Origin of the sequence: Micromonospora sp. NPDC050686 (assembly GCF_040654475.1) — a bacterium.
Classification (GTDB): domain Bacteria; phylum Actinomycetota; class Actinomycetes; order Mycobacteriales; family Micromonosporaceae; genus Micromonospora.
In genome coordinates, this window is the sequence record NZ_JBFAID010000115.1 from 1 (window position 1) to 5,256 (window position 5,256).

Annotated in this window: 5 protein-coding genes and 1 pseudogene; 4 read left to right on the forward strand and 2 right to left on the reverse strand. The window is 67.1% G+C overall.

What is annotated here, in order from left to right; all coding sequences use genetic code 11:
* Window positions 1–25: 25 nt before the first annotated feature.
* Window positions 26–358 carry a hypothetical protein gene (locus AB0H57_RS32380; RefSeq protein WP_357512499.1) on the reverse strand — a complete coding sequence of 111 codons (333 nt, stop codon included), beginning with the start codon at window positions 356–358 and terminating at the stop codon, window positions 26–28.
* A gap of 410 nt (window positions 359–768) precedes the next feature.
* Between AB0H57_RS32380 and AB0H57_RS32385 the strand changes: the two genes are divergently transcribed.
* Together AB0H57_RS32385 and AB0H57_RS32390 are read left to right on the forward strand one after the other, a co-directional pair.
* On the forward strand, window positions 769–1,185 hold the full coding sequence (locus AB0H57_RS32385) for a DUF2809 domain-containing protein (RefSeq protein ID WP_210779712.1): 417 nt from the start codon (window positions 769–771) through the stop codon (window positions 1,183–1,185).
* Between the two features lie 528 nt (window positions 1,186–1,713).
* On the forward strand, window positions 1,714–2,487 hold the full coding sequence (locus tag AB0H57_RS32390) for a hypothetical protein (protein ID WP_357512501.1): 774 nt from the start codon (window positions 1,714–1,716) through the stop codon (window positions 2,485–2,487).
* 666 nt (window positions 2,488–3,153) lie between these two features.
* Here AB0H57_RS32390 and AB0H57_RS32395 read toward each other — a convergent pair.
* Window positions 3,154–4,251, reverse strand: coding sequence for an IS630 family transposase (locus AB0H57_RS32395; protein ID WP_357512503.1), 1,098 nt, complete (start codon window positions 4,249–4,251; stop codon window positions 3,154–3,156).
* Between the two features lie 40 nt (window positions 4,252–4,291).
* Between AB0H57_RS32395 and AB0H57_RS32400 the strand changes: the two are divergent.
* A pseudogene (locus AB0H57_RS32400) lies at window positions 4,292–4,837 on the forward strand (transposase); the annotation flags it as partial.
* On the forward strand, window positions 4,834–5,241 hold the full coding sequence (locus AB0H57_RS32405) for a hypothetical protein (RefSeq protein ID WP_357512505.1): 408 nt from the start codon (window positions 4,834–4,836) through the stop codon (window positions 5,239–5,241). The pseudogene AB0H57_RS32400 and the gene AB0H57_RS32405, both read left to right, overlap by 4 nt.
* The last annotated feature ends 15 nt before the right edge of the window (window positions 5,242–5,256 follow it).

A 5,256-nucleotide genomic window follows, 5' to 3' on the forward strand; every position in this document is an offset into this window, starting at 1 on the left:
TCACATAACCCGCAAAATACGTGAATCAGACGCCCTCTAAGAAGCGATCGCCCACCTCCCGCAGCTCCGGCAGTCCGGAGTAGCACGCCTGCCAGTAAATCTGGTGTGCCAGGTCCTCAGGGTCGCCCTCTCCAGCAACCAGGTTTGCCGCTGCCTCACGCATGAGGTGTAGCCGGGCGTCGCTCTTGTCCGGGACCGGACAGCCGAGCTCATCCATCGCCTGCCGGAACAGGTCGACGGCTTCCCGCGACTGGCCATTCGAAAGGCCGGCGAGCTCACGCAAGCTCGGAGAGTCGACGCCTCGGGTCAGAGCATGAGCAGCCGCCATCGGCAGCTCATCGCCGACCGGCTCGTCCATCGCCAGCCGGTGGCAAGGTCGCGCAACTGCTCCATGGCGGACAGGCTAGGCCGTGCGCGGATCGCCGACCAAGGCGTCAACGACGGGTCGCAGCTTCGCGGACGCGGGCAACGGTGGGCAGCCCTCGACAAAGGGTCTGGGGCACAGGTGGGGCACAAGACACCGTGAAACGTCGTCAACCAGTGCCGAACCATGGCAGCCCAAGACGCCGCATGAGCAGGCGTCGACCAGGGTTCCCGCTGGTGGCGGGACAGCGGCTCTAAGTTCCGCTTCAACTCAACCAGGTGGCTTGGCTGGCAAATAGCGGGCAGCGACCAGCTGGCTTCAGTGCAGCAGTGGTGCAGCTGCGGCCCGTCCAAGCTCAGCAGACCAGCTGCCACCTTAGCTGCGCTGCCACTTATGATGGCGCGATGCCGCTCGCAGTGCGCTGGACTCGGCTGCTGATGGTGGTATCGGCAGCCGGCTTTACAGTCGCGGCCTTCGCAATCCGCGCCACGATGGACGGGCCCATCGAACAGTACTCAGGCGCCGCCTTGTCCGCAGCCATCGTCTACACGATAGTGATCTTCATATGGCCGCTGATCTCCCCACTGGCCGCCGGCAGCGCCGCGATCGCATACTGCTGGTTCATCGAGTTTGCACAGCTCACCCCCATACCCGCGGCACTCTCCCAACGCAGCTGGCTCGCGCGCCAGCTGCTAGGCGCCCAGTTCGACCTCATTGATGTTGCCTGGTACCCCGTCGGCGTCATCCCATTGGTCGCCGCGCATTGGTTCCTCCGTGCCCGCACACGTTCCCAAACAAACCCGACACCCGCTGAGCCTTAGGTCGCGCCGGGCGATCCGGCGCCCTGGTCGAGGCCGTCCAGCGCGGTGTCCGCAGCGCTTCGGGTTGGCTATAGCGAGTTGACGATGGTGCCAGGGCGCGGCGTGAGTCCGGCCCGAGCAGAGGTGAGCTGAGGCCCGACGGGGTGGGAAGCCTGGGGGCGACGACTTGAGTAGCCAAGCGAGTAGCCAAGGCAATGCACCCGGCCGGACGATCGCGTACCGGAACCGTCGAGCAGTGCCGGGCGAGGCTGACCTTCCTGCGCCGGCTCCTGGCACGCCGAGCGGCGCCCGTGGTCTCGTTCTGCCAGCGTCGTGCCCGATCCGTGCCCGATGCAGCGGTCAACACGGGGCCACAGAGGCACGCGACCTGGCCGGTGATCAACGCTTGGTAGCGATGTCCCAGGTGACGCGACTACCCGCCGTACAGATCAACACGATTCTCAGGCTGACAGTGTCAGGCCAGGGAAAGCCCACCACGCCGCTGACCTCGTTCGGGATGCCGCTGGTGACGTCCCTATAGTTCTCTCGGTGGCGATTCCATCGGTGTTGCAAGAGTCATTGCACGATCCGGTGTTCTGGGCGCGGTACACCTTCGCCCACGAGGAGGGACCCGGGGCGGATCGGCTTGGTGACCTCGAAGGCCTACTGGACGACGACGATGATGACGACGATGCGGATGAGGATTCCGCCGACTCGTCGCTCGACGTGGTCTTCGAGGTCGGCGATGGCCACCACGTCGTACTGAGCATCGACGCCTCGGCCGACTCCTACAGCCTGGGTATCACCACCCCTGACTTGGCAGAGCCGGCCGAGCTCGGATGGGACGACCTCGCACACTGGCACCCGCACGCGTTGCGCTGGGCCGAACTCGACCTGATCTGCCGGGCGATCGCCGCGCGGAATCCGCAGCTGCAGCACCCCGGGCCTCCGTTGGCCCTGCTGTGCCGATTCGCCGCCGTCTTTGACGATGACGACGTGGACCAGGCCGTCGCCGCCGTCGACGAGGCATACGCCGCATTACGCCCTCCGCACTGGAAGGGCTACTGGCCGTGCGGCGCCGACTGGCTCGAACGCGCCGACTTCCGTGGTGAGAACGTCATCTGGCAGCGAGACGAGGCCGGCAACCTGTGGGCCCATCAGGACGACGCCGACCGCGACGGCGAACCCTTCTACAGCACGCGACTAGGGTCGGATACCGGCACGGGCGACGCGTTTCCACACGCCCCGCTCCGGGCCGTGCTGAACGCTGCCACGGCGACGGTGGGCGACCCGCCGGAGTCGGCCGGCCTCCAAGCGGGATAGGCAGCGAGGAGGCATCGAAACGACCAGCAGCGGGCGGCAGGAGACGACACAAGGCAGCAGAGAAAGCCCTACTCTGCGGCGCAAGACGGCATCGGATGACATCCAACGGTGCCCCGTGCCCGCGTTCACACCGAAGCGTTCTGTGCAGATGCGCCCAGGCTGATTCAGCACCGAGTGCCAGGGCACCCACCGCGGCTGTTGTCCGCAGCCGTAGCAGATCCTCGCCATGATTTGCAGCCGCTAGTCCGACAGCAGTCGCCCATTGTGGAGGGGGTAATTAACCGGCCACGCTGAGTCATGGCGCGTTGTGGAGGTCGGACACAGGACGGAACGAAGTGTCGGATGCGCGTCGCCGCTGCCGGCGACCGCTGTCGACACCACTGGTGGGGAGGCTCTCTGGTACGCCGCAAGGCCACGACGAGGTGTGGCGCCCGCACCCTCGACGGGACCAGGTGCCGACGACTGGTTAGCTCTGCCGGAGAGCGGTGCCGACACCACCCGCGAGTCACTGACGTGCCCGTCTGGCGGCCGATTCCACGGCAGCGAACAGGCGCTCCTGCGAATCGCAGGCTCACGCCGAGGGGGCCAGAACGGGCCGAACGGCGCGACTTTGACTTGGTGCGAGAAGCCGCGTCGTACTGTGCTGACGCCATCAGCAGCGGTGCGCTAGTGTGCTGAGTCGTTAATTCGTTGGCAGTATGCGGCGATCGTTTCGAGGATGTCGTCAGCCGGCTTGGTCCACAGGAACGGTTTGGGGTCGGCGTTCCATGCCTCGATCCAGGCGGTGACGTCGGCTTCTAGTTCGGCGACGCTGCGGTGGGCTGACTGGCGGAGTTTGCGGTTGGTCAGCTCGGCGAACCAGCGTTCGACGAGGTTGAGCCAGGATGAGTAGGTCGGGGTGAAGTGCAGGTGGAACCGGGGGTGCTTGAGCAGCCACTGCTGGATGGCGGGCGTCTTGTGGGTGGCGTAGTTGTCCAGCACCAGATGCAGCTCCAGCTCGGGCGGGGTTGCCCGGTCGATGGTGCGTAGGAAGCGCAGGAACTCTTGGTGGCGGTGTTTGCGCTGGGTCTGGCCGATCACCTTGCCGGTGGCCACGTCCAGCGCGGCGAACAGGCTGGTGGTGCCGTGGCGGACGTAGTCGTGGGTCACCCGGCCGGGTACGCCGGGCATCATCGGCAGCATCGGCGCGGTCCGATCGAGGGCCTGGATCTGCGATTTCTCGTCCACGGCGAGGACCATGGCGGCCTCGGGCGGGTCCAGGTACAGCCCGACGATGTCGCGGACCTTGTCCACGAACAGCGGGTCGGTCGACAGCTTCCAGCTGTCGACCTGGTGCGGTTTGAGGCCGAACGCCCGCCAGATCCGCGAGACCGCGGTCTGGTTCAGCCCCACCGCCTTGGCCATCGACCGGGTCGACCACTGGCTGTCCCGATTGGGCGGCAGCTCTTCGAGGGTCTTCGTGATCACGGCCTCGACCTGGGCGTCGCCGATCTTCCGCGGCGCGCCCGGGCGCGGCTCGTCCCGCAGCCCATCCACCCGATCGACCACGAACCGCTTGCGCCACTTGCCGACCGTCGGCAGCGACACCCCAAGCCGACGCGACACCTCGCTGTTGGACAGCCCTTCCGCACACGCCAGCACGATCCGCGCCCGCACCGCCAACGCCTGCGCCGTCTTCGGCCGCCGCGCCAGCCCCTGCAACGCCTCCCGCTCCTCGGCGGTCAGTTCCAACGGCGCCAGCTTCGGACCACGGCCATCACCCATACCTACAACCTATCAACGAACTAACGACTCAGCACACTAGGCCAGGGAGAAGGCTGGCCGCGCCGAGGACCCGAGCGCGGTAGTACTGGACACCCAGTCCATCCGCGCGGCCAACCATGTGCCCGCGGCCACGACCGGCAAGGACGCCGGCAAGAAGGTGCCGGGGCGCAAGCGCGGCCTGGCCGTGGACACGTTAGGGCTGATCATCGCGGTCGTGGTGACCGCGGCGTCCGTCACGGACAACGTGATCGGCATCCGGCTGCTCGACGCCGTCACCGCGCACACCCCGACGGTCACCCGCGCGTGGGTCGACGCCGGGTTCAAACAGGACCTGGCGCTGCACGGCGCCGTCCTGGGCGTCGACGTCGAGGTCGTCAAACGATCCGACACCCGACCTGGGTTCGTGCCGATCCGCAAGCGGTGGATCGTGGAACAGGTCAACGGCACCCTGATGCTGCACCGCCGCCTCGTGCGCGAGTACGAGAGCCGCCCGGAATCCTCGGTGTCACGCACCCTGTGGGCGTCGATGGCCAACATGGTCCGCCGGCTCACCGGCACCAGCACCCCGTCCTGGCGACACGGATGAACCTGACCACGGTCCTCGACCTGATCGCTGACCGTGAAGCCACCGCACGCCGGGACACCGATCGACTCCGCGAACAGATAAGCGCGCTCACCACCGAACTCGCCCGCATCGAGGGCGAGTTGGCCGACCTGGCAACCACCCGCAGCACCCTGCGCACCCTCGCCGCCGCCGAGTTCACCGCCGATGACCCGACCATCGCCAGCGCCCCCTACCAGCAGATCCTGGCTGTCCTTGGCTCCGCGCCCGCTGGGATGCGGGCCAAGGACATCTGCCTCGCGCTCGGCGTCGAGCCCTCACCGAAACACGTCGAAGGCACCCGCGCGAAGCTGAAACGCATGGTCAACCGCCACGTCCTGACCGAAGACGAGCCCGGGGTGTTCGCCCTTACCCCGAAACGGACGTAAACCTCCGAACCGTCC

Excerpts from the sequence above, each read along its gene's own strand:
- AB0H57_RS32380 (WP_357512499.1), bottom strand. The coding sequence starts at position 358 with ATGGACGAGCCGGTCGGCGATGAGCTGCCGATGGCGGCTGCTCATGCT.
- AB0H57_RS32385 (WP_210779712.1), top strand. The coding sequence starts at position 769 with ATGCCGCTCGCAGTGCGCTGGACTCGGCTGCTGATGGTGGTATCGGCA.
- AB0H57_RS32395 (WP_357512503.1), bottom strand. The coding sequence starts at position 4,251 with ATGGGTGATGGCCGTGGTCCGAAGCTGGCGCCGTTGGAACTGACCGCC.
- AB0H57_RS32405 (WP_357512505.1), top strand. The coding sequence starts at position 4,834 with ATGAACCTGACCACGGTCCTCGACCTGATCGCTGACCGTGAAGCCACC.